23 protein-coding genes and 2 tRNA genes are annotated in these 21,084 nt (G+C 64.8%); 10 read left to right on the top strand and 15 right to left on the bottom strand.

Annotated features, from left to right (window positions below; genetic code table 11):
- Positions 1-29: 29 nt before the first annotated feature.
- Complete coding sequence (locus tag NO360_RS00515; RefSeq protein WP_256305426.1) at positions 30-788, bottom strand: GNAT family N-acetyltransferase; 759 nt, start codon at positions 786-788, stop codon at positions 30-32.
- A gap of 265 nt (positions 789-1,053) precedes the next feature.
- Between NO360_RS00515 and NO360_RS00520 the strand changes: the two genes are divergently transcribed.
- Positions 1,054-1,458 carry a DUF7510 family protein gene (locus tag NO360_RS00520; protein ID WP_256305427.1) on the top strand — a complete coding sequence of 135 codons (405 nt, stop codon included), beginning with the start codon at positions 1,054-1,056 and terminating at the stop codon, positions 1,456-1,458.
- 138 nt (positions 1,459-1,596) lie between these two features.
- Here NO360_RS00520 and NO360_RS00525 read toward each other — a convergent pair whose 3' ends face one another.
- Positions 1,597-2,622, bottom strand: coding sequence for a glycosyltransferase family 4 protein (locus NO360_RS00525; RefSeq protein ID WP_256307060.1), 1,026 nt, complete (start codon positions 2,620-2,622; stop codon positions 1,597-1,599).
- 137 nt (positions 2,623-2,759) lie between these two features.
- Here NO360_RS00525 and NO360_RS00530 point away from each other — a divergent pair, with 137 nt between their 5' ends.
- Positions 2,760-3,440 carry a 2,5-diamino-6-(ribosylamino)-4(3H)-pyrimidinone 5'-phosphate reductase gene (locus NO360_RS00530; RefSeq protein ID WP_256305428.1) on the top strand — a complete coding sequence of 227 codons (681 nt, stop codon included), beginning with the start codon at positions 2,760-2,762 and terminating at the stop codon, positions 3,438-3,440.
- 172 nt (positions 3,441-3,612) lie between these two features.
- Positions 3,613-3,951, top strand: a complete 339-nt coding sequence (gene trxA, locus NO360_RS00535; RefSeq protein ID WP_256305429.1) for a thioredoxin — start codon at positions 3,613-3,615, stop codon at positions 3,949-3,951.
- 66 nt (positions 3,952-4,017) lie between these two features.
- Here trxA and NO360_RS00540 read toward each other — a convergent pair whose 3' ends face one another.
- On the bottom strand, positions 4,018-4,206 hold the full coding sequence (locus tag NO360_RS00540; protein WP_256305430.1) for a hypothetical protein: 189 nt from the start codon (positions 4,204-4,206) through the stop codon (positions 4,018-4,020).
- Between the two features lie 249 nt (positions 4,207-4,455).
- On the opposite strand from NO360_RS00540, the gene NO360_RS00545 reads away from it, so the two are divergent.
- Positions 4,456-5,181, top strand: coding sequence for a ribosome assembly factor SBDS (locus tag NO360_RS00545; protein ID WP_256305431.1), 726 nt, complete (start codon positions 4,456-4,458; stop codon positions 5,179-5,181).
- 24 nt (positions 5,182-5,205) lie between these two features.
- Here the strand turns inward: NO360_RS00545 and NO360_RS00550 are convergent, their stop codons facing one another.
- The 3 genes from NO360_RS00550 to NO360_RS00560 form a co-directional block, all read right to left on the bottom strand.
- On the bottom strand, positions 5,206-5,538 hold the full coding sequence (locus NO360_RS00550; protein ID WP_256305432.1) for an FUN14 domain-containing protein: 333 nt from the start codon (positions 5,536-5,538) through the stop codon (positions 5,206-5,208).
- 118 nt (positions 5,539-5,656) lie between these two features.
- A complete protein-coding gene (locus NO360_RS00555) occupies positions 5,657-6,493 on the bottom strand; it encodes a bacteriorhodopsin (protein WP_256305433.1) in 837 nt (278 codons plus the stop codon).
- Between the two features lie 240 nt (positions 6,494-6,733).
- Positions 6,734-7,813 carry a hypothetical protein gene (locus tag NO360_RS00560; protein ID WP_256305434.1) on the bottom strand — a complete coding sequence of 360 codons (1,080 nt, stop codon included), beginning with the start codon at positions 7,811-7,813 and terminating at the stop codon, positions 6,734-6,736.
- Positions 7,814-7,918: 105 nt separating this feature from the next.
- Between NO360_RS00560 and NO360_RS00565 the strand changes: the two genes are divergently transcribed.
- Positions 7,919-8,404 carry an Lrp/AsnC family transcriptional regulator gene (locus tag NO360_RS00565; RefSeq protein WP_256305435.1) on the top strand — a complete coding sequence of 162 codons (486 nt, stop codon included), beginning with the start codon at positions 7,919-7,921 and terminating at the stop codon, positions 8,402-8,404.
- Between the two features lie 219 nt (positions 8,405-8,623).
- Here NO360_RS00565 and NO360_RS00570 read toward each other — a convergent pair.
- Positions 8,624-8,697 (bottom strand) — tRNA-Lys (locus NO360_RS00570).
- Between the two features lie 179 nt (positions 8,698-8,876).
- Here NO360_RS00570 and NO360_RS00575 point away from each other — a divergent pair.
- Together NO360_RS00575 and NO360_RS00580 are read left to right on the top strand one after the other, a co-directional pair.
- Positions 8,877-10,331, top strand: coding sequence for a DHH family phosphoesterase (locus tag NO360_RS00575; RefSeq protein ID WP_256305436.1), 1,455 nt, complete (start codon positions 8,877-8,879; stop codon positions 10,329-10,331).
- A gap of 68 nt (positions 10,332-10,399) precedes the next feature.
- On the top strand, positions 10,400-10,831 hold the full coding sequence (locus NO360_RS00580; RefSeq protein WP_256305437.1) for a universal stress protein: 432 nt from the start codon (positions 10,400-10,402) through the stop codon (positions 10,829-10,831).
- A gap of 2 nt (positions 10,832-10,833) precedes the next feature.
- Here NO360_RS00580 and NO360_RS00585 read toward each other — a convergent pair whose 3' ends face one another.
- On the bottom strand, positions 10,834-12,042 hold the full coding sequence (locus NO360_RS00585; RefSeq protein WP_256305438.1) for an inorganic phosphate transporter: 1,209 nt from the start codon (positions 12,040-12,042) through the stop codon (positions 10,834-10,836).
- Positions 12,043-12,194: 152 nt separating this feature from the next.
- On the opposite strand from NO360_RS00585, the gene NO360_RS00590 reads away from it, so the two are divergent.
- Positions 12,195-14,051, top strand: a complete 1,857-nt coding sequence (locus tag NO360_RS00590) for a cation:proton antiporter domain-containing protein (RefSeq protein ID WP_256305439.1) — start codon at positions 12,195-12,197, stop codon at positions 14,049-14,051.
- A gap of 39 nt (positions 14,052-14,090) precedes the next feature.
- Here NO360_RS00590 and NO360_RS00595 read toward each other — a convergent pair whose 3' ends face one another.
- Entirely contained in the window at positions 14,091-14,618 is a 528-nt protein-coding gene (locus NO360_RS00595) for a DUF1643 domain-containing protein (protein WP_256305440.1), read from the bottom strand.
- 175 nt (positions 14,619-14,793) lie between these two features.
- Here NO360_RS00595 and NO360_RS00600 point away from each other — a divergent pair, with 175 nt between their 5' ends.
- Complete coding sequence (locus tag NO360_RS00600) at positions 14,794-15,633, top strand: SUI1 family translation initiation factor (protein ID WP_256305441.1); 840 nt, start codon at positions 14,794-14,796, stop codon at positions 15,631-15,633.
- Between the two features lie 204 nt (positions 15,634-15,837).
- Here NO360_RS00600 and NO360_RS00605 read toward each other — a convergent pair whose 3' ends face one another.
- The 3 genes from NO360_RS00605 to NO360_RS00615 all read right to left on the bottom strand — a co-directional run bounded on the left by NO360_RS00605 (position 15,838) and on the right by NO360_RS00615 (position 18,259).
- Positions 15,838-16,308: a luciferase domain-containing protein gene (locus NO360_RS00605; RefSeq protein WP_256305442.1), complete on the bottom strand. Its 471-nt coding sequence runs from the start codon at positions 16,306-16,308 to the stop codon at positions 15,838-15,840.
- 60 nt (positions 16,309-16,368) lie between these two features.
- Positions 16,369-17,688, bottom strand: a complete 1,320-nt coding sequence (locus tag NO360_RS00610; protein WP_256305443.1) for an MFS transporter — start codon at positions 17,686-17,688, stop codon at positions 16,369-16,371.
- Positions 17,689-18,176: 488 nt separating this feature from the next.
- Positions 18,177-18,259, bottom strand: a tRNA-Leu gene (locus NO360_RS00615).
- A gap of 82 nt (positions 18,260-18,341) precedes the next feature.
- Between NO360_RS00615 and NO360_RS00620 the strand changes: the two genes are divergently transcribed.
- Entirely contained in the window at positions 18,342-18,650 is a 309-nt protein-coding gene (locus NO360_RS00620; RefSeq protein ID WP_256305444.1) for a cyclin family protein, read from the top strand.
- A gap of 83 nt (positions 18,651-18,733) precedes the next feature.
- On the opposite strand, the gene NO360_RS00625 is transcribed toward NO360_RS00620, so the two are convergent.
- The 3 genes from NO360_RS00625 to NO360_RS00635 all read right to left on the bottom strand — a co-directional run bounded on the left by NO360_RS00625 (position 18,734) and on the right by NO360_RS00635 (position 20,892).
- On the bottom strand, positions 18,734-19,240 hold the full coding sequence (locus NO360_RS00625; protein WP_256305445.1) for a phosphopantetheine adenylyltransferase: 507 nt from the start codon (positions 19,238-19,240) through the stop codon (positions 18,734-18,736).
- Between the two features lie 108 nt (positions 19,241-19,348).
- A complete protein-coding gene (locus NO360_RS00630; RefSeq protein WP_256305446.1) occupies positions 19,349-20,458 on the bottom strand; it encodes a tyrosine-type recombinase/integrase in 1,110 nt (369 codons plus the stop codon).
- Entirely contained in the window at positions 20,455-20,892 is a 438-nt protein-coding gene (locus NO360_RS00635) for a DUF5805 domain-containing protein (protein ID WP_256305447.1), read from the bottom strand. The genes NO360_RS00630 and NO360_RS00635 overlap by 4 nt, the downstream gene beginning before the upstream one ends.
- Positions 20,893-21,084 lie beyond the last annotated feature (192 nt).

Raw genomic sequence — 21,084 nt, forward strand, 5'->3', positions numbered from 1 at the left:
AGGAAACCCACCGCGCAAAAAGGTGGGTTTTACAGATACGCGGCGTCCCAGCGGACGGGTTTCCGCCGGTTCCCGCAGTCGTTGCACTCCAGTCGCTCCATCGTGTCGATCGCGATGTCGAAGCTCTCGTCGGCACCGCACAGCCACCCGTATCGCTCCGTCCGTTCCTCGTCGAGGTAGACGGCGAAGAACGGCGCGTCCGAGCCCCGCATCGACTCGTCGTAGGCGACGTAGACGGTCGTCCCGTCGTCGGTCTGTCGGCGGCTGAGTCCGGTCTCGGTCTCCTCTTCGTCGTCGAGGAACGTGGTGTACACCCGCTCGGAGAACGTTTCGCCTCGGATATCGACGGTCCGTTCGCCGACCTCGCTGAACCCTTGTTCGTCGTAGAATGCGACGCCCTCTTCGTTCTCGGTGAGGACGCGGCCTTCGAGTCGGTCGACGCCGGACGCGACGAGTTCCTGTCTGAGCCGCGCGAGCAGTTGCGACCCGATACCGCCGCCGCGGTGTTCGGGGACGACGTGGAGCCAGTCAAGATAGCCTACCCGCTCTCTCCCGTCCGCGATCTCGCTCTGGGCGAATCCCACGACGGAACCGTCTTCGACGGCGAGGACGAAGACCTCCCGCTCGTCGGCGAGCGCCTCGGTCAATCGATCGGTGCTGTACCATTTGTCGACGGCCGCCGTGATCGTCTCCTCGTCGATGGCGTGCCCGTACGAGGCGCTGAGCGACTCGGTCGCGACTCTTCGAATCTCGGCGATGTCTCCAGTCGTTGCGTCTCGGACGTCCATACCCCCAATTCGTCGTCCCACTACTTGACGTTCGGGGGCCGTATATACTGGTTCCCAATAAGGACTAGCTTCGAATCGGCGTATTTGTGTCCGACCGTCACACCGGCTGTCGATCGACGGCCGTCGGTGGAGTCGGTCCCAATCCAACTGGCAGGCCGACGGCGTGGGACCACGGCGGTGGCAGACTCCCTCCGATTGGGTCTGCTACGGGGTTGTGGCTGTCGGCTTGCACTCCCTATAAGTGAACTCCGAATAATGATGACGTATGGGGACCAACGAGAACACCGAGACAGCCGAACGGGAGCCCGAAGAGGCGGCCCAGCGGGTGAACTTCTCGGTGAACGTCGAGGACGGGGCGACCGTGATCACGATGCGCGGCGACCGCGACACCGCCGTGATCGTCCGTTCGGCGTCGGGCGAGCGGATCTACCTCCCGCCGGAGGACTTCCAGCGGGAGGCCGAACCGAAGACCGACAGCCCGTATCAGGCGGCCCACGACGAGAGCCCGTACCGCGGAACACAGCGGGAGAGTCCGTACCAGGGCGCCGAGAGCGACAGCCCGTATCAAGCGGCCAGACAGAGTCTGCCGAGCGAGGGCCTGGTCCCGACGGCCGACGGCTACCGGATCCGACACCCCGAACCGGTGACCGACGTTCGCGTCTTGCGATGAATTTCACGGGGTGTGGGATTCGCCGGTGCGTTCCTCCCCTCCGTGCGGCGTCGACGCTTCATCATACTTACTCTCGTCTCGTACCGCCGAGCGCCGTCGGCGGTGACGCTCGGCGGGATAAAGCGAGCGTAATCAGTATCAGACGACCCGCTCGTAGAACGAGATCGTCTCGTCGACGACTTCGTCCCACGTGATGGGGTCGTACTCCGGGGCGCCGTCGAGCGCGAGTCCCCGCTCGATCCCCGTGGCTATCGACGTCGAGTCCGGCGTCACCTCGACGACGCAGTCGTCCGAGAGCACCTCGTTGACGCCGCTCCTCGTGGCGACGACCCGCGTCCCCGCCGAGAGCGCCTCCGTGATCGTGATCCCGAAGGGCTCGGCCAGCGAGGGCGAGACGAACAGGTCCGCCGAGGCGTAGTAGTCGCCGAGTTCCTCCTCGGGCACGTACCCGACCCATTCGATGCTGTCGTCGACGTCGAGCAGTTCCGCGAAGCGCTTCAGTTGGTCGGTCAGATGCCCCGAGCCGCCCATCACGAGCGTGACGTCGTCGCGCCGGAGTTTCTCCATCGCGTACACGAGGTGTGCGATGCCCTTCTGGTCGGTGTGACGGCCGACGAAGAACAGCATCTCGCCGTCGATGCCGAGTTCCGCTTTGTAGTCCCGTCCGGTCGTCTCACACTCCGAGAAGCCGTTGTAGATCACCTCACAGTCGCCGCCGTACTGCTCTTTCACGTCGCCCGCGGTGAGTTCGCTGACCGCGATGAGATGGTCCGCGCGGTCGGCGAGCCGCCGCTCGGTTTCGACCTCTCGCTTCGGCGGGTCGATGTTGCGATCCGCCGACAGCGAGTGGAACGTGGTCACCCACTCGACGTCCGTGTTCGACTTCGCGCGCGACCCGGGACCGTAGCCGAACCAGTCGTGTGTGTGGATAACGTCGGCGTCCTCGGCTCGTTCGGCGAACGTCGAACTCATCCGACCGACGCGGGTGATGATGTCACCGTCGCCCGTCGGCACGCCGATGATCCCGTCTCGATCCGCGGGCGCGTACTCGGCCGGGAGCACGAGCTCGACGTCGAGGCCCCGGTCCCGCATTCCGTCGAACAGTTCCCCGACGTGGGTGTCGAGCCCGCCGCTCACGTTCGGCGGAAACCCCCACCCGAGCATTAGGACTTTCGGCGACATCGTGGTTCGATAGACCAGGTTCGTGTACATAAGTTCTATCCGTATTTCCGTCATAGTTCCTCTCTTCGTGGGCGTGTCACACCGAAATCCGCTTGACACCTCCGCGCGAACACCGCACTATGCACGTGGTCGTCAACGCCGCCGCGAGCGCGGACGGAAAGCTGTCGACGCGTCGGCGCGAACAGGTCGAGATCAGTGGCTCCGACGATTTCGCGCGGGTCGACCGGCTCCGCGCGACGAGCGACGCCGTGCTGGTCGGCGTCGGGACGGTGCTCGCCGACGACCCGCACCTGACGCTCGACGACCCGAGCCGTCGCCAAGAGCGCGAGGCCCGCGGCGACCCGAGGAACCCCGCCCGCGTCGTCGTCGATTCCAGCGGCCGCACCCCGCTCGATGCCCGAATCCTCGACGACGAGGCGACCACGTACGTCGTGGTCGCAGACGAGACGACAGCGACCCGCAAAGCCGCGCTCGAAGACGCGGGGGCCGAGGTGCTCGTCGCCGGCGACGAGCAGGTGTCGCTGCCCGAGGCACTCGCGAAACTCGACGAGCGCGGCGTCGACGACCTGATGGTCGAAGGAGGAGGTGAAATCATCTACTCGCTGTTCGCGGCCGGTCTCGTCGACGAACTCTCGCTGTACGTGGGATCGCTCGTCATCGGCGGTCGAGACGCACCGACAGTCGCGGACGGGCCGGGATTCGTCGAATCCTTCCCCCGGCTGTCGCTGCGTGAAGTCACGCACATCGATGACGGCGTGCTCCTCCAGTACGACGTTATGGGACGGCCTGAAGAGCAGTAATCACCGAATAGATGCGCAACGACCGCATTAACCGCAAGGGACGTCGAATCGCTGACCGCCTGCAGTCGGCCGTTCGGACGAATAATCGGTCACAAACGCCGCCGGAGACGGTCGTGCGACGAGCGCCCCAACCCTCGAAATAGGTAAGAGGCTGCCGCCAATAGAACCCGGTATGAGTACACCCGAAGCGACCGGCGCGCCGATCCACGTCGAGGGCGCAGACCACCTCGAAGAACTCCTCGCCGACCACGACGTCGTTCTCGTCGACTACTACGCGGACTGGTGCGGCCCGTGCAAGATGCTTGAACCGACCGTCGAGGAGATCGCGGCGGAAACCGACGCGGCCGTCCTGAAGGTCGATATCGACGAACACCAGGACATCGCTCGCGACGCCGGCGTCCGCTCGGTTCCGACGCTGGAGTTCTACAAGGACGGGGAAGCCGCCGAACGCGTCGTCGGCGTCCAGGACAAGAGCGACCTGTTGGCCGTCATCGAACAGCTGTCGGGCTGATCCGACGGTTCACACGAGCGGTACCGAGCAGCGGGCAGTCCGGACTCTGCGACAGCCGCGCCCGGATCAGGCAGACCGTTCGTTCGGAAGTTGTGCCACTTCGATGTCGTGGCCGGTCGACGACCGGTGTTCGTCGACTCGCTCTTCGGCGTCGGAAGCGCGCTCGGAGACGGACTCCGTCGGGCAGTCGTGACAGACGACGTGGTAGAGGTATTCTTCGTTCGCGTCCGAATCTGCATCGAAGACCTGCGACATACCCACACGGTCACCATCCGGTGGCTTAGTTAATCGCGAGTTAGCGTCGTCGAGTGAGACCGAAAGCGATCATTAATATCATATTTTTACGTTCTGTCACGAAATAGAAAACGTATGTATCCCGTTGTCCGGTCGGATTAGGTCCCGGCCACCGCCCGATTCGAGACGCCCGTCGGGGGACGGCAGTCGGTACTCTCGCCGCCGGGGAAACGGGGAGGGCTTTTTACCACAGAGGAAGAAAATAGCGGTATGATCTCACTTGACGAGGCCGTGACGGCGCGACTCGAATCCCACGGCGAGCGGTTCGAGGTACTGGTCGATCCCGACGCCGCTCTCTCGATCAAGCGTGGCGAGTTCGAGGGAGAATTGGAGGACGTGATCGCCGCCGAGGACGTCTTCGAGGACGCCTCTCGGGGCGACCGGCCCGCCGAGGAGGATCTGGAGACGGTGTTCGGGACCACGGATCCGCTGGAGATCATCCCCGAGGTCGTCCGCCGCGGGGAGATCCAAATCACGGCCGAACAGCGCCGAGAGATGCAGGAACAGAAGCGCAAGAACCTGATCAACCGCATCGCTCGCAACGCGGTGAACCCCCAGATGGACAACGCGCCGCACCCGCCGGAGCGGATCGAGCGCGCGCTCGAAGAGGCCGGGTTCCGGGTCGATCCGATGGAACCCGTCGAGTCGCAGGTCGACGACGCCCTCGACGCGCTCCGGCCGGTGATCCCGATCCGGTTCGACGAGGTGACCGTTGCGGTGCAGATTCCGCCGGAGTACGCCGGCAAGACACAGGCGCAGGTCCGGGAGTACGGAGACCTCGAACGCGAGGAGTGGCAGCCCGATGGCTCGTGGGTCGGCGTCGTGACGTTCCCGGCCGGAATGCAGAACGACTTCTACGATATGGTGAACGAACACACCTCCGGCGAGGCCGAGACGCGGATCCTCAAGGACAAAGACGAACTCAGCACGCGCTAGACCGACGCGACGGCGGACCCGAAACTATCCTTTCTTGAACCCGACCAGGAAGCCGCCGGTGAACCCCGCCGAGATCGACAGCGTCGAGAGGATCGTCGAGATCCAGTCCGGCGGCGTCCCGTCGGCCGCTCCCTGCGTGGTTTTCACGAGACCCGCCGAGAGTCGTTCCCAGTCGACGGTGAGGATGCCGCGGGACTCGAGGAACTTGAAGAGCGCCAGTTCGAGGCCGACGATGATCGCGATGATCTTCGCGACCTTCTTCGCCGCGAATCCGATGATCCCGCCGATGACCGCCCCGCTCCCGAATTCGAGGCCGAGTTGCGTCGGATCCAGCGACAGTTGCAACGGGTCGAACATACCCGAAATCCTCCCCCGCGGTATAAGTCGTTTGTGGGGTTAAACCCGGACCGTAGCGGTGAGCGTCTGCCGGTCCGGCGTCGGTCGGTCGCCGCTGTGAGGGTCGTTCCGAGTCGCCTCAGTCGTCAGTGGGGGACGTCCCGGAAAGCGACCCGCTCGCGCCGACGGAGACGATCGACTCGTTCGCGGCCACCCACCGGAGGAGCAGGAAGGAGAACACGTACTTGGCGAGGATGTCGAGTCCGGAGTACCCCCACGACGTGAGGCCCACCGACTGGACGAGCGCCAGTCCCTCGACCCCGACCGCCCAGATGATCGGATACCCGAGCCACAGGACGACGGTCAACAGCCTGAGCGTGTCGAAGATTTCACCCGTTCCGGCGTCGGCCGCCGCCTTCGGCCACGTCGTCAACAGGGCGTACAGGACGACGAGGAAGAACGTACAGCTGACCACGTAGAACAGCCAGCGGAAGAGGACCGAAGAGGTGGTCAGCGCGGCCGCGAGGCCGGTCACACACATCCCGATGTCGGCCGCGATGACGGTGAACAGACTCCCCGTGTCGACGTCGGCCAGCAGTCCGAGCGCGAGCAGGATCATCGGCGTCGAGAGCGCCCACGTGAGATAGCGCCCCCACTGGCTCATCACCTCTTCTCCGGCGAGAGCGTGTCCGGCGGGCATCTCGATGAACCCGACGGTGAGCCCGGACAGGAGCCCGAGGTAACTCGAGATCGATACGAGCGGAATCATCAGCGTCGCCCCCCAGATCAGGCGAGCGCGCTGCGAGGTGACGTTCCGACCCATATACACGAAGAGCACGATCGAAAGGCCGGCCAGCGCGATATTCACCCACAGCGAGGAACTGAGCAGCGCGTCCCCCTGGATCTGCGAGAACGCATCGCTCTGTGTCGCCTGCAGTAGCACGGCTGTCGCATCTACGGTGCTTTGCGGTAGCATACCCTATTGATATGTCTCAATACGATAAAAATCTTTTAGCAGATCGTCACTTTGCGTTCTCCAAAATAATAGATCGTTTGGCAACCCTGTCGTGCGACCGCCGGCCGCTTCGAGGCGGTTGCAGACACGCGATCGCATACCGTCGGGGACTGAACCGAAACGGCCGCCGTCTCGACTCGGCCAGTGGCTCTAGCTGGCTCCGTCGAGACCGCGCGAGTTTCGAGCACGTTTCGATATCGGTCACTCCATCGTGACGAGCCCCTCGGTGGAGTTGAAGTGAACGCGGCGGTCCTCGCTGACAGTGAGACTGACCCGCGCCAGCGTCACCTCACCGGCCGGTCGGTCGATCTCGACGATCGAGCCACGAGTTGTGAGGTCGTCCGTCTGGATCCACGGATCCGTGTAGTAGCCGTGCAGACGAACCCCGTTCGCAGTTTCCTCGACGCGCGCCCACCGATGTTCGACGGAGCCGGATCCGTACCCGGTTTCGACGGCGACGAGCACGGATTCGGTGAAGTCCACGCTCGACAGACGCTGCCGCGCGGTTTCATCGACGGCGTCGAGATCGAGCAACGTATCCCGGGTCGCTTCGTCCGTGATGAGCGTCACCCAGTACAGCTCCCCCTCCGGGTCGCGGTGGCGCATCGGCGGGCGCGCCCCACCGCGACGCGCGACGGTCGTGAAATCGAGCGACGGCGTCGTCGCGATGGTCTCGCCGAGGTACTCTGCGTTCCAGTCGCCGCTCTCGCTCGGGTCCGCGGGCGTCTGCGGGCGTTCGATGGCCTGTGGCGGCGTATCGACTCTCGGGTCGGCCGTGACGACCTCGGTATGCGGGTAGGCGATCGGCGTGAATTCGACCGTGACGTCGCCGCTGTCGGTGTACCTGATTTCGACGTACCCGTCCACCCGCTGCGGCGTCCGCTCGACGTCGAACGCGACCTCTTTCAACACGGTCGTGTCGCCGACGGCGACCTGGACCGCGCGGGTCGTGCCCGGTCGTCCGATCCGCGGGAGCAACGCGGAGCCGCTCGGTCCGACGGTTCGCTCCTTCTCCAGGAGCACAGTCCCGTCGGTATCGGTGATTGTGACGGCGAACGATCTCGGCACAGACGTGTCGTTATGGAGGAGCCCGTCGATCGAGCGGCCTCCGGCGCCACGGTCGGTCGACCTCCCGGTTTCCGCTTCCGCCGGCCCGGAACCCGACTCCGTCGTGTCGGTGGTCGATCCCGTGGGTGTCGGTTCGGCGTCGGACTGAAAACAGCCGACGAGCGGCGCGGTGAGGGCGGCACCGGTAGCCGCGAGATACCTGCGACGATTCATCCCACCGTGACAGACTCCGGCCGGTAGTAAGTGCCTTCGGGGGACCGCCACGCTGAGAGGCGCAACATACAACCCATACGACGCGAAAGGGGTTCCAACGAACGTATGGACGAACGCGACATCCGCCTGTTGAAGGCCATCTCGGACCTCGGGACCGGGAGCCCCGAGCGCCTGCACGAGGAGACCGACATTCCCGTGTCGACGATCCACTACCGGCTGAACAACCTCAGAGAGGCCGGCATCGTCGAAAACGACCTCTACGACATCGACCTGGAGAAGGTCGGCCTCGGCGTGACGGTGTTCGTCGAGTTGCTCACCGATTACCACGGCTCGCACCACGACTTCGAGGAGAAGATCCTCGCGGTCGAGGGCGTCTCGCAGGCGTACTTTACGATGGGCGAGACCGACTTCGTCGTCGTCGCACATCTCCCCGATCAGGAGATGGTCGAACGGCTCATCACCGACCTCGAAACCATCGAGGAGGTCCGCCGGACGAATTCGACGTTCGTCGTCTCGACGCTCAGGCACAGCACTCGCCCGCTGCAGAACTACGACATCGAGACGCTCCTCGAGGAACTGAGCGACGACTGAGTCGGCGTCGTTTCGCGAGACCTCTCTACGATTCAAACCTCGCCGAGTTCCGGCGCTCCGCTCGCGACGTTGCTCGCGGAGTATGGACGGGCCGGACGCGATTTGAACCGGAGCCAGACGGTCCGGGCGTGCGGCCCTCCGGACCGTTCCGGGCTGCGACTGGCAGGGCTGCAAATCGCGTCGTTGCCACTTCGTTGCTCACTGTCGTTCGCAACAGAGCGGGCCGGACGCGATTTGAACGCGCGACCGTCTGATTAAGAGTCAGACGCTCTGCCGGACTGAGCTACCGGCCCACTGCATCCGACCGTTTCGGTGGCGCGATTAAAGATGTTTCCTTTCGCTGGGGCGGGCGTCACCGACTCCCACGAACGATTTCGGCGCGAACGAGCGATGCGGAGACACCCGCTGCACCCCGAGGGTCCCCGGCCAAACGAGTGCTGTTAAGTGTCGTCCGACGCGAGGTACGCTAAGAATGAGCGCTGGGGTCACAATCTCTTCGATGTCCACGTACGCCATCCTCGGGTGCGGGAGCGTGGGGTACGCCGTGGCCGAGGACCTCGTCGAGGAGGGGAAAGACGTCCTCATCCTCGACAAAGACGAGAGTCGCGTCGAATCTCTCCGCGATCAGGATCTGAACGCCCAGCAGACCGATATCGCCGACACGGACGTCGCGGACGCCGTCGCAGACCGGGACGTCATCCTGATTCTCGCCTCGGACGTCGAGGCCAACAAGGCGGCCGTCGAGGCGATCCGCGGCCGGGGCGGCGACCAGTTCATCGTGGTCCGAGCCTCCGATCCCGTCTCCGAGGACGAGCTCGCCGAACTGGGCGCGGACGTCGTGATCAACCCCTCGGAGGTCATCGCCGACTCCGCGTTGCGCTCGCTGGAGTCCGGCGAACTCGAGTACAAGGCGCGGCAGCTCGCCGAGGTACTCGAAGGGGCCTCGGAGGGCCTTGCGGTGCTCACTCACGACAACCCCGACCCCGACTCGATCGCCTCGGCGGTCGCGCTGCAGGCGATCGCCAGGGAGCACGGGGTCGACGCCGTCATCAACTACGACGGCGAGATCGGCCACCAGGAGAACCGCGCGTTCGTCAACCTCCTCGGGATCGAACTCGTCCCGCTGTCGGAGGGCAAACCGCTCTCGGAGTACGGCGCGGTCGCGCTGGTCGACCACATGAAGTCCGGCGACCCCGACATCGACGCCGAAGTCGACATCTTCATCGACCACTACGAGCCCGAAGAGGGGATCGAGGCGGCGTTCACCGACGTCCGCCCGAACGTGTCCTCGACGTCGACGATCCTCACGAAGTACCTCCAGGAGTTCGACCTCTCGCCGAGCGAGGCGGTCGCCACGGCGCTCCTGTATGGAATCCGCTCGGAGACGCTGGACTTCAAGCGGGAGACGACGCCGGCAGACCTCACCGCGGCGGCGTACCTCTACCCGTTCGCCGACCACGACACCCTCGAACAGGTCGAGTCGCCGTCGATGTCCCCGGAGACGCTCGACGTGCTCGCGGAGGCGATTCAAAACCGGGAGGTCCAGGGCAGCCACCTCGTCTCGAACGCGGGCTTCATCCGCGACCGCGACGCGCTCGGCCAGGCCGCACAGCACTTGCTGAAACTGGAAGGCATCACGACGACGGCCGTCTTCGGGATCGCGGACGACCAGATCTTCCTCTCGGCGCGCTCGAAGGACATCCGGATGAACATCGGGAAGATCCTCCAGGATGCCTTCTCCGAGATCGGCGAGACCGGCGGCCACTCCACCCAGGGCGACGTCGAGATCCCGCTCGGGATCTTCACGGGGATCGAGACGAGCGACGACAACCGCGACACGCTGTTGCAACTCACGGAAGAGGCCGTCCGGAAGAAGCTTTTCCAGGCGATGGGCGTCGATAGCTCCGAGAGCGGCAACGGAAGCTGAGACCCGAGTTCGACATCAGTGCGCTGTGCGACCCCCGAGGATATGTGTTCACCCGCCGTAGGCCACCTATGCACCCCTCACACGTGCTTGTCCCGCTCGACGGGTCGCCGTTGGCGGACGATGCGCTCGTCCACGCTCTCGACGTGTTCGACTGTCCGATTACCGTCCTGAACGTGGTGACGCCCGCCGACGCGGGGATGATCGAAGGGGGAATTCTCGACCCCGACGAGGACCGCCGCGAGAGCGCTCGCGACCGCGCAGACCGGATCGTCGACCGAGCGATCGCGACGGCCGACGCGGTCGATCGCTCGATCGAAACGGCGGTCGAGACCGGCGATCCGGCCGAGACGATCCTGGCGTACGTCGACGAGCACGGCGTCGACCACGTCGTGATGGGCGGGCACGGGGGCGAGCAAAACGGGGTCGCCAGTCGGTTGCTCGGGACGGTGGCGACGAGCGTGGTGGGGAAAGCTCCCGTGACAGTGACCGTCGTCCGCTGAGGTCACTGTCCACCGAGCACCGCGCCGAGCGCCCTGTAGAGACCGAACCCGACGGTGATCGAGGCGACGAGCGTGATGAGCCAGAAGGCGACCGTGACCCCGATCTTCCGGCGCGAAACGCCCGCGGAGCCGCCGGCCAGACCGCCGCCGATGACGCCCGAGATGATGATGTTGTTGAACGAGATCGGGATACCCAGCGCGATTGCCAGTTGGGCGATGATGAAGCCGGGAACCAATGCGGCGATGGAGCGTCTGACGCCGAGTTGTGCGTACTCGCGGGAAGTCGCCTGCAGGAGTCTGGGCGCACCCATCCACGCACCGCCGAGGATGCCGGCCGCGCCGAGCGCGAGCAGGATGATCCCCGGCAGGCCGAGTTCGACGCCGTAAAGATTTTCCAGGGGCCCCGTCGCCAGCCCGACCTGACTGCCGCCGCTGGAGAAGGCGACGACGCTCCCGAGCAGGACGAGAAACGTCCGGATCCCCTTTTCCACCGACTGCTGTGTTCGCCGACGGATGAACCGGAAACTCACGGCGGCCGCGGTCAGCGTCACCAGGACGACCACGGGATCGAGACCCGCGAGGGTCGGTGTTCCGACCTGCCTCGCGAGAAACCCGGCGAGAGAGCTCTGCGTCGCGTCGGGTGGCGAGGGAACGACCGCCAGTTGGACGTTCGCGATGATCGCACCGACGACGGCCGCCAGGAGCGGGACGCCGACCGTTTCCGGGATGTCGTCGCGTCGGAGGATCGTCGCGGTGAGGTACGCGAGGCCGCCGGACACCGGCGGGACGAGCGCCCAGAAGGTCGCGATCCTCCGGTAGGTGTCGATCGCGGGATCGCCGCCGAGCGAGAGGCCGACACCGACCATCGCGCCGGTGGTCGCGAACGCCGCGGGGACCGGATAGCCGCTGTAGACGCCGAAGGCCATAAATCCGGCCGCTGTCAGTAACCCGGCCGTGGCCGCCAGCGACGTGATCTGGACGCCGTCGATGAGGCCCGCACCGACCGTCTCGGAGATAGCCCCGCCTTGGGTCAGCGCGCCGAGCGCCGCGAGGATCCCGATGAGGAATGCCGCCCGCATTGTCGAGATGGCGTTGGCACCGATCGCGGGGGCGAACGGCGGAGAGTTGCTGTTGGCGCCGAGCGCCCACGCCGTGACGAGACTCGTGAGTGTCGCCAGCACGACGAGCGCCCAAAAGACGAGTCCCGGCACCCTCAGACGCCTCCGCGGACGGGCGTGACGAACATATCCGATACTTCTGCCAGCACCCGAATAAACGTTCGCCCGCGTCCGGAGAGACGGTTGTTACCGCTCCAGGCGATAGAATGAATACGTTCGCAGCGAAGGTACGACCACGTCGAACAGTGGCCAGTAGCCTGCTCCCCGTCGTGGCTCTGATCCTCGTCTCCGGGATCGGCGTCCAGTTGCTCGCGAGGCGGATCCGGATCCCGAGCGTGGTGTTTTACCTGGCGTTGGGGCTCCTGTTGGGACCCGAGGCACTCGGGTTCGTCACTGTCGACACCTTCGGCGACGGGTTGGAAACCGTCGTCGGCCTCAGCGTCGCGATCATCGTCTTCGACGGCGCGTTCGCGCTTCAATTCGATCGGATTCGGGAGGCGTCGACGACGTCGCTGCGACTAGTCACGATCGGCGCGGCCGTGATGTTCCTCGGCACGGCTGGCGCAGTCCGCGTGCTCGAGGGGGCGAGTTGGGAGATATCGCTCGTCGTCGGCGCGCTGCTCGTGGCGACTGGCCCGACCGTCATCACCCCGATTCTGGAGGTCGTCCGCGTCAGGGACCACGTCGCCGCGGCCCTGGAGACCGAAGGAATCATCAACGACGTGTCCGCGGCGATCGCTGCGGTCGTCATTTTCGAGACGATGCTGCTCGACGACATCGGGATCTCCGGCACGCTCCTGGCGTTCATCGAGCGGGCGGGCGTCGGAATCGCGGCCGGACTCTTGGCGACCGGACTCATCTACTTCCTCCTCCGATACGAACTCACGCCCGAAGGTGGCCCCCAGACGGCCCGGTTCCTGGTCTTCAGCGCGGCGATCGGTTCGTTCGCGCTCGCGGAGGCCGTCGCCGCCGAGGCGGGTATCGCCGCCGCGGCGACCGCCGGGGTCGCGCTCGGAAACCTGGAGTTGCCCCACCGCGAGACGATCGAAGAGTTCGCCCGCGACGCCACGCTGATCGTGCTGGCGTTCGTCTTCGTCTCGCTGGCGGCGCTGATCGACGTCGGTGCCATCGTCCAACTCGGCGTCGGCGGGATCGTCCTGGTCGCCGTGGTGGTTCTCCTCCTCCGACCGCTGGTGGCGTGGATCGCGACGGTCGGCGTCAGGCAGTTCAACCCCTCCGAACGCCTGTTTCTGGCCGCGATCGGGCCCCGAGGGATCATCCCCGCGAGCGTGGCGACGCTCTTCGCGATCGAACTGGCGACGGCGGGCAACCAGGCTGCCAGCCAGACCCTCCTCGGAACCGTGTTCGTCGTCATCGCGGCCACGGACGCGCTCGAAGCGGGCCTGGCGCGGCAGATCGGCGACGCCTTAGGAGTGACACCAATGCGCACGATAATCGTCGGCGGGGGCCGGGTCGGTCTGGCGCTCGCCACCCGACTGGAACAGCGCGGAGAGTTCGTCGTCCTGATCGAGGAGGACGAGAAACAGAAGCAGGCAGCGCGTGAGGCGGGCGTCACCGTCTTCGACGGCGACGGAACCGAGAGCGACACGCTCCGTGCGGCGGGGATCGACGAGGCAAAGATCGTCGTCGCGGTGACGGAGGACGACAACGTCAACCTCCTCGTCTGCCAGACCGCGCGTACGAAATTCGGGGTCGAAGACGTCTACGCGCGGGTGAACGACCCGCAGAATATGGCCGCCTTCGAGGCGCTCTCGGTCACCGCCGTCGACGCCCCGATGTCGACCGCCTTCGCGATCGACAACGAGATCGAGCGGCCCGAACTGGCCAACTGGATGTACGACGCCAGCGACGGCCACGACATCCAGGAGATCGAAATGACCGCCGAAGAGCTGGTCGGGAAGTCGGTCAGAGAGGTGAACGACCGGATTCCCGGCGGGTGTCTCATCGCCGAGATCGGTCAGAACGAGGAGGCGCACGTCCCCGACCCCGACGAAGTCCTCGAATACGGCGATCACCTCACGTTTCTCGGCGACGCCGCCGCCGTAGCCGAGGCCGTCAAGCGGTTCCATCCGCGGCGTTGAGGACCGGCCGGACATCGACGTTCGCCGTTCGCCGCCCGGTTACCGCGGACGCGACGACCACGGTTCGGGGCGGAGCCCGCTGGGCTTCCGAAGCGGATGTCCCGGCTGTCCGTCCTTCGTCGTGGTCAGCGCGAAGAGATCGACGTCGAGCAGGTCCGTCACTTCCCGGTCGCGGTCCCGGTACGATCCGTGGACGCCCCAGGCGGCGACGACTCTGTCCGCGTCCGATGCGATCGACTGGAGGTGCCGGTCGTTCTCCGGGCCGACGGGGTCCGGATGGCGCTTCAGTTCCGCGGGATCGGTGGCCCTGAGGGCGAAACAGTTCCCGATCACCACGCTTCCAAACCCCCACTCTCTCGCGAAGCGGACACAGGTCGAGACGGTCCTGTCGTTCTCGTCCTCGTCGGCTGTCGAGGGGTTGAGCGCGATGAACGCCACCGCGGGCAGTCTCTCGTCCCAGACCCGCCACAGTCGGTAGCGATACTCCCGGTCCTCGCCGAAGATCGCGCCTGCAGCGTCACTCCTCGAACCTTCGGCGGACGCCGTGTCGGCGGGACCTTCGACCACTACGCACTACGTATGAACGCTGGAAGCTTCAATCGCTGGATGGACCGAGTCGGCCGCACCCTTCGGCCGGCAGCGTCTTCGGTCGCTCGACCTCCAGTTCCCACGGACAGCTGGTCCGAGACTCGTCGACGGTCGCCGCCAGAGTTAATTCCGAGGGCCGAGAGGACCGCAGCGAATGACTGTCTGTGACACCTGTGGTCTCTCACCGGAACTCTGCGTCTGCGGTGCCATCTCCGAACAGGAACTCACCGTCGGGCGCGTGGACCGGAACGGGTGCTCGCAGGTCGTCGTGTGGGCGTTCGACGAGTCGACGACGGTGGATGCGGCCGAATCGACCGCCGACCTCGCTGCCGAGATGAGCGACGCGCTGGCGGCCGACGTCGAGCGCACGGCGGATCGGATGTACGTAACCGGGGCCTCGATCGAAGCGGTTCGCGCGGTCATCGACGAAGTCGAGGGGTACGGATCGGCCGAGGGGACCGGGCTGCCGCCCGACCGTCGCCTCGCGGACGTGGAAACGGTCGAACGGGCTCGTCGGGAGGCGTCCGAGGAGGCGGACCTCGCTCGGATGACCGGCTACGGTACCCCCGAGAAACTCCGAGCGCTCCTCGCGTTCGAGGACAGCGAGACCAATCGTCAGATCGCCGAGACGGTCGTGCACTGCGGGACCGGACCGATCGATGTCATCGTCGCGTGCCTGCCCGCACTCGCCGGCGACTCCGGGCGGGCGCTCACCCGCCGTCGACACACCCTGGAGACGCTCTGGAAGGAGGTAAACGCCGCAGACTCCGTCGAGGATCCCGCCACGATCGCAGAGGCAGTCGACCCGCTACTGGACGATCCGGACCCGGTCTGTCGACTGTACGCGGTGAAATCGATCACCGCACTGGCGGAGACCAGCGGCCGACCGATCGGTGAACAGATCGACCTTGAGACCCTGACCGACCGTCTCGACGACGATAACTCGATCAGTGAGGCGGCGGCGGAAGCACTCGATCGAATCGGAACCGAGTAACGAACGCCGCCAACGGTCGTAGTCAGCCGACGGGAACAGTCGGCGCGAGGCGGACGACCCGGTCGTCGCGGGTGGTCTCACGGGGGCGGGTCATCTCGAACATCTCGCTCGGTTCCGGATTCATCTCTGTCAGAAGTACGGTCGCGACGGCGCATTTCGACCCCCGGCAGACACGGAAGCCCCGTAACGTTACGCGGGCCGCGGTTACCGTTCGGATGCTCCCGCGTTCCCGGGGTGACGTTCGAACGCCGATCGGACGGCGTCTGTGGGATCAAGGTCGTTGAGTTCGCTCTCGACGTTGACGGCGGCGTACGCCTCGCCTCCGGCGGGCGTCTTCTTGAGGACGTTGACGTGGTAGAGGTACGAGAGTCGAACGAGCCATCGGGCGTGGTCGTAGTCGTCAGGACGTTCGATGGAGAAAGTCGTCCATCCGGATTCATCGAGTATGTGATGGGCACCCGTCTGGCCCTCCTGAACGAGTACATCACGGAGCGCGCGGAGATAGGCGACATCGAGCATTCCCCACGGGTGGACGTGGCCGATTTCGCGCGGTCCAACGCGCCACTCGGTTCCGCCGAACCGGTGTTCGCCGGTCGTGACGGCAGTCCAGGAGTCCACATCTCCGATGGGCTTTTCGACTGTCGATTCGATCTCCGCGCTGCGAGAACCTGCCACACGAGCGGTACGTTCCCGACAGAAATGACTCGTTCGCTGGTGACACTCACTACACGCTGCTCACCGTCGCAACATCAGCGCTACCGGCACCAGTAGGAGTGCCCCGGCGACGAACGGTGACCAGTAGACCACGACGTAGGCAGCCGCAGCGAGCGGTGGTCCGACCGTTCGCCCGAGGCTCCCCGCCCCTTGTGTGACTCCGAAGGCTGCACCCTGTGCATCTCCGGTGGCACCTTCCGAAACGAGCGCCGCGAGCCCGACTGTGATCGCGCCGTTTCCGAACGAGGCCAACGCGCCAAACGCTACCAGCACGACGAGTCCGCCAGTCACCCACCCGTACCCGCTCCCGGAGAGAGAGGACGTTCCCGCCAGCGGCGACGCCGCAAGCAGGACAAGCGCGAGGAACAGCGCCACGACGCCCCATCGAACGACGTATCGAACACCGACTTTCCGCGAGAGCCAGCCGATGAGTATCCCTTGGTTAATGATTCCAAGCGCGCCGATGTAGGCGAGGAACATCGCCGCCGCAGTGGCATCGTACCCGAAGAAATCAGCCAGGAAGGGCACGAACATCACGGTCATACCAGCGAAAGCGAGCGAGGTCAGAAAGAACGCGACAACGAGCGGACGGAGCGTCAGGTCGGCGAGGGCAGTCCGGAACTGCGCGACGAACGTTACACGCCGTGCCGGGGTGCGGATTCGATCCGGTTCTTTCAGCACGACCGCGGTCGCCCCGAGCGCGAGAAACGAGAAGCCCGCTGCGGCAAAGCTCGGCAATGAGAACGGGGTCACCGGAACGAACCCGGGCAAGAGAGCTCGAGCGGTCGATACCACGGTGTCGCTGGCCAGGATACCACCAATCGCCGGGCCGAACACGAATCCGAGACCGAAGGCTGCTCCGACGAGACCGAGCGCGCCGGGACGGTCCTCCGGTGTCGTCACATCGGCGATATACGCCTGTGCGGTGGCGATGTTACCGCCGGCTGCGCCGGCTAGCAACCGAGCACTGAATAGGACGACGAGGCCGAGCGTCACTCCGGAGGCTGCACCGATTTCCGCAGCGAATCCGAAGAGAATCCAAGCAATGCCCGCGACACCGACCGAGAGCATAAGCACTGGTCGGCGCCCCCGCTCGTCGGAAATCCGTCCTAACACCGGTGCAGCTCCGAACTGCGCCAGGGAATACGACGCCGCCAGCAATCCGATAAAAACATCACTCACACCGAACGAGCGGACGTAGAACGGAAGGATCGGGATGATGATACCGAAGCCGAGCAGATCGATAAAGACGATTGCGACAACGACTGCGACGCGGCGACGTGTTTCCGCGGATGTGGCTGGCCCTGCTTGCGCGCTCGTCGCCGCCTGACTAGAAGCCACTGGTAGGAGAGGTCGGTGCGGACGAATATACGGATATCGGATTCCACACCCGTTTTTTCGTCGAATCCGGTGGCGGAGACATCAGAAGCCGTTGAGCTGACGGTTGATTTCAAGTGGCTCACTGACCCCTAATTCAACCGAGATCAGGGCCGATCCAGACAACTGAATCGAATGCTGACCTCAGTGAGACCGCACCGAGAGGCTCCAGCACCGTCCGTACGGCCCGAATTTCCACGATGGCTGCAGCCACGATAACCGACAGGCCGCGCCTACCGAAGGCGGTGGCACCTTTTCGTCGAGTCGCTCACGTCGGGTAAACGACGTCGGTCTCGATCCAATCGGGTGTTCGCTCGGATGTGGGCCGGAAAGCGTCTGGGTGCGCGGGACAGGATTCGAACCGGAGCGAGACGGTCGCGCTCACATCATTCGCGCGCTGCGACTTGCAGGGCTCGAATCCGTGCCTGCTCGTTCGTCGCTGCGCTCCTCACTGCGCGGGACAGGATTCGAACCTGCGGACCCCTATGGGACAGCGTCCTAAGCGCTGCGCCGTTGGCCACTTGGCTACCCGCGCGCACGCTCACCTACTTGGAACTCCCAAATCAACCTGTCGTTCCGCACGGAGGCTTCTTGTGTACTGCGGCCGACGCTGAAGTATGTACAGCGCCCGGGATCGGGTCGATAACGAACAGTGGCTGACTCGTATCGAACGCGCCGCGGATCGGTTGGACCTCGGTTCCGAGGCCCGATCTTACGCGGCCGATATGTTCCTCTCTGAAGTCCCGGACGAGGACCGGTCGAAACGTGCCGTTGCGGCAGCGAGCTTGTACGCCGGTTCCCTCATCGCCGGAGAAGAGCGACCCCAATCGCGGGTCGCCGACGCGATGGGCGTGAGTCGGCTCAGCGTTCAACAACACTGGAAGCCGATTCTCGAATCCGCGGGCTTTCGATCGCCGTCGTGGTAGGCTCTTAGCTGTGTGTCGGCAGTTCGGTGACCGTGACGAACTAGCTCGAAAACCGTACTCAGGAGACTAACCCGCTAGGGCGGCTACGAGTTCTCTTCGGTCGGACGCTTGGGGCCACGTCCCTCGCGCTCCGGCGTGAGGTTTCCGTGTCGATCGATCTCCCCGCGAACGATCCGCGTCGACGAAATCCGGTCGCCGTCTTCTGCGGTGACGTGATCGACGACTTCGATGTCGAGCGGGTCGTGGCCTCGGTTTCGACGAATTTCGTTGATTCGCTCGCCCCCGTCTCGGGTCTCGGGCGAAACGATCAGGAAGTCGAACTGCGGTTCTGTGGCGATCCCCGTCGGTTCGTCTAATCGCCGGACGGTAAACTCCCGGTCGTGGGCGTCCGCGAGCGGCTGCAATTCGGCGATGAGGTCCTGCTTCCGATCCTCGAAAGCCCTGACGTAACGGTCCACGTGACGGGTCTTCGGGGCGAGTTCGTCGCTGGTCAGTCCGACGGTGAGGTCACCTAACTCAAAGGCCCGCTCAAAGAGCGCGCGGTGACCGTCGTGGACAGGGTCGAACGTCCCGCCCAGCGCGACGTGCATACCCGGCCGAGGTCCTCACGGGACTTAAACGGGCCGGGTCGGGTATCGGGCCGAGTGACGGATCGACCCTTCGACGGAGGAGGAAAAATTAGTATAGCCAAATATGGTTTACTTGGCCGACCTCGAACTGCCGCAGTACAGTGAGTAGATGTGAGACTCGTAGGTCTCTCTAACTCTGTCCCCCCAGTTGTGCGTGTAGGTATCGATGATATCGCCGGCGACGTCCCCACGGAGATACTTGACGATACCCCGGTCGCCCGTCCGATCCCGAAGATGGGTCGTGAAAAAGTGTCGGAAGTAATGTGGCGTGACGTTCTCCTCGGCGCCGCCACCGGGACGATACCATCCCGAGTCGGTGGCGTGGCCTTCGACGAGGTGGTGAACCATATCCGGTGTGAGACGACTTCCCCAACTCCCCGAGGTGCTGCAAAAGAGCGGTTCCGCGGGAGAACGCGTGGCTGGGCGGACCGCCAGCCAGCGCCGCAGGGCAGTCGCGAGTTCGTCGTCGACCGGAATCACCGTCGAGCGCTTCCGTTTGTTCGACGCTGTCCGCTCTTCGCCCGCAAGAATCTCGCCGGCAGTCGGCTCCGCAGAAACGTATAGCGACGGTCCCCGTCCGTCGAGTTGCGCCCGAGCGGAACCTGCAGAATTGGATACAGCCTTCAGGGCTGTATCACGTCGACCAGCCGTGTTCGAGAGCGCGATGTCTCGAAGGTCCAGATTACAGAGTTCCCCGACGCGTATTCCGGTCTTTAGAAGTGTCGCGACGACGGCGTGATCCAGCGGATGAGCGATATCTGAGAGGAACTCGCGCATCGCCGGCATCGACACGTCTCGTCGGGAGGGGTTCGTATCGATTCGCTCGTCCATCTCCTCCATCACCAGCGCCATCGGGTTCGAGTCGAACGCGCCGACCTGAGCGAGGTAGGCGTAGAAACGGTGGAGATACGATGCATACGTCGCGACAGTGCTGTCCGCGACGTCCGAGCGGCGAAGCGAGTGGATCCACGCCATACAGTCACGGTGGGTGGCGTCTCCCGGATCGATTCGCGCGCCGCGGGCGTTCCGCGACGGATCGTCGAGGAAGGTCTCGAAGCGTCGGAGAACCCGTTCGTACGCCTCTCGCGTTCGCTCGGACTTCCCGTGATAAGTCATATCCTGAAGGAAGTAGCCGATCGGGTCCTCCGGCACGTCGCCTGCGGCAGTATCGACGCTCATCGCTCCTCCTCTGAGTCGGCGGTCAACGCGTACCCACCGTTTCGACCGCTGTATCGAACCGTGTTCGCCGCTTGGAGCTCCTGGAGCGTCTCGTCGAGTCGGCTCTCGATGTCGTCGGTCAGCGCCGCGAGCAATTCGTCCCACGACTGGTACTCGGATGCTGAGAGCACGTCGAGAACTTGGTCCTCGACCCCGTCTTTGGCTTCCTTACCCCTGGGGTTGGAGGTGCTTTCAGCCGGTTCCTCGGGCGCCTGTTTCTCGCCCGCTGCGGACGGAATCTCGAAATCGCGCCGTCCGGCCTGTACCATCGTCCGGACGAACTCGCTCTGGCTCATTCCCATCGCCTCGGCGTGCTCGCTCCAGCGCTCTTTCTGATACGCGGGAACGTACGTCATCACCGTTTTTCGTTCGGTGGCGGCGTCTTCGGCGGCCATACCCGCTCCTCACACGCGACCCACTTGATTGTACTGCAGATAGCAGAATAAGAGAGATTAGGTGTGTATCTAGTAGCTCTTACTCCGCCTGCAATTACGTATATTTGTGAGGAAGCTAGTAATATTCCGGAGTGCATTGCACTTTCACATCTATAATAATCTGGGGACAACGGGTCCCGGTCGAGTGAAAGC

The sequence above is a fragment of the Halobellus litoreus genome (assembly GCF_024464595.1).
Classification (GTDB): Archaea; Halobacteriota; Halobacteria; order Halobacteriales; family Haloferacaceae; genus Haloquadratum; species Haloquadratum litoreum.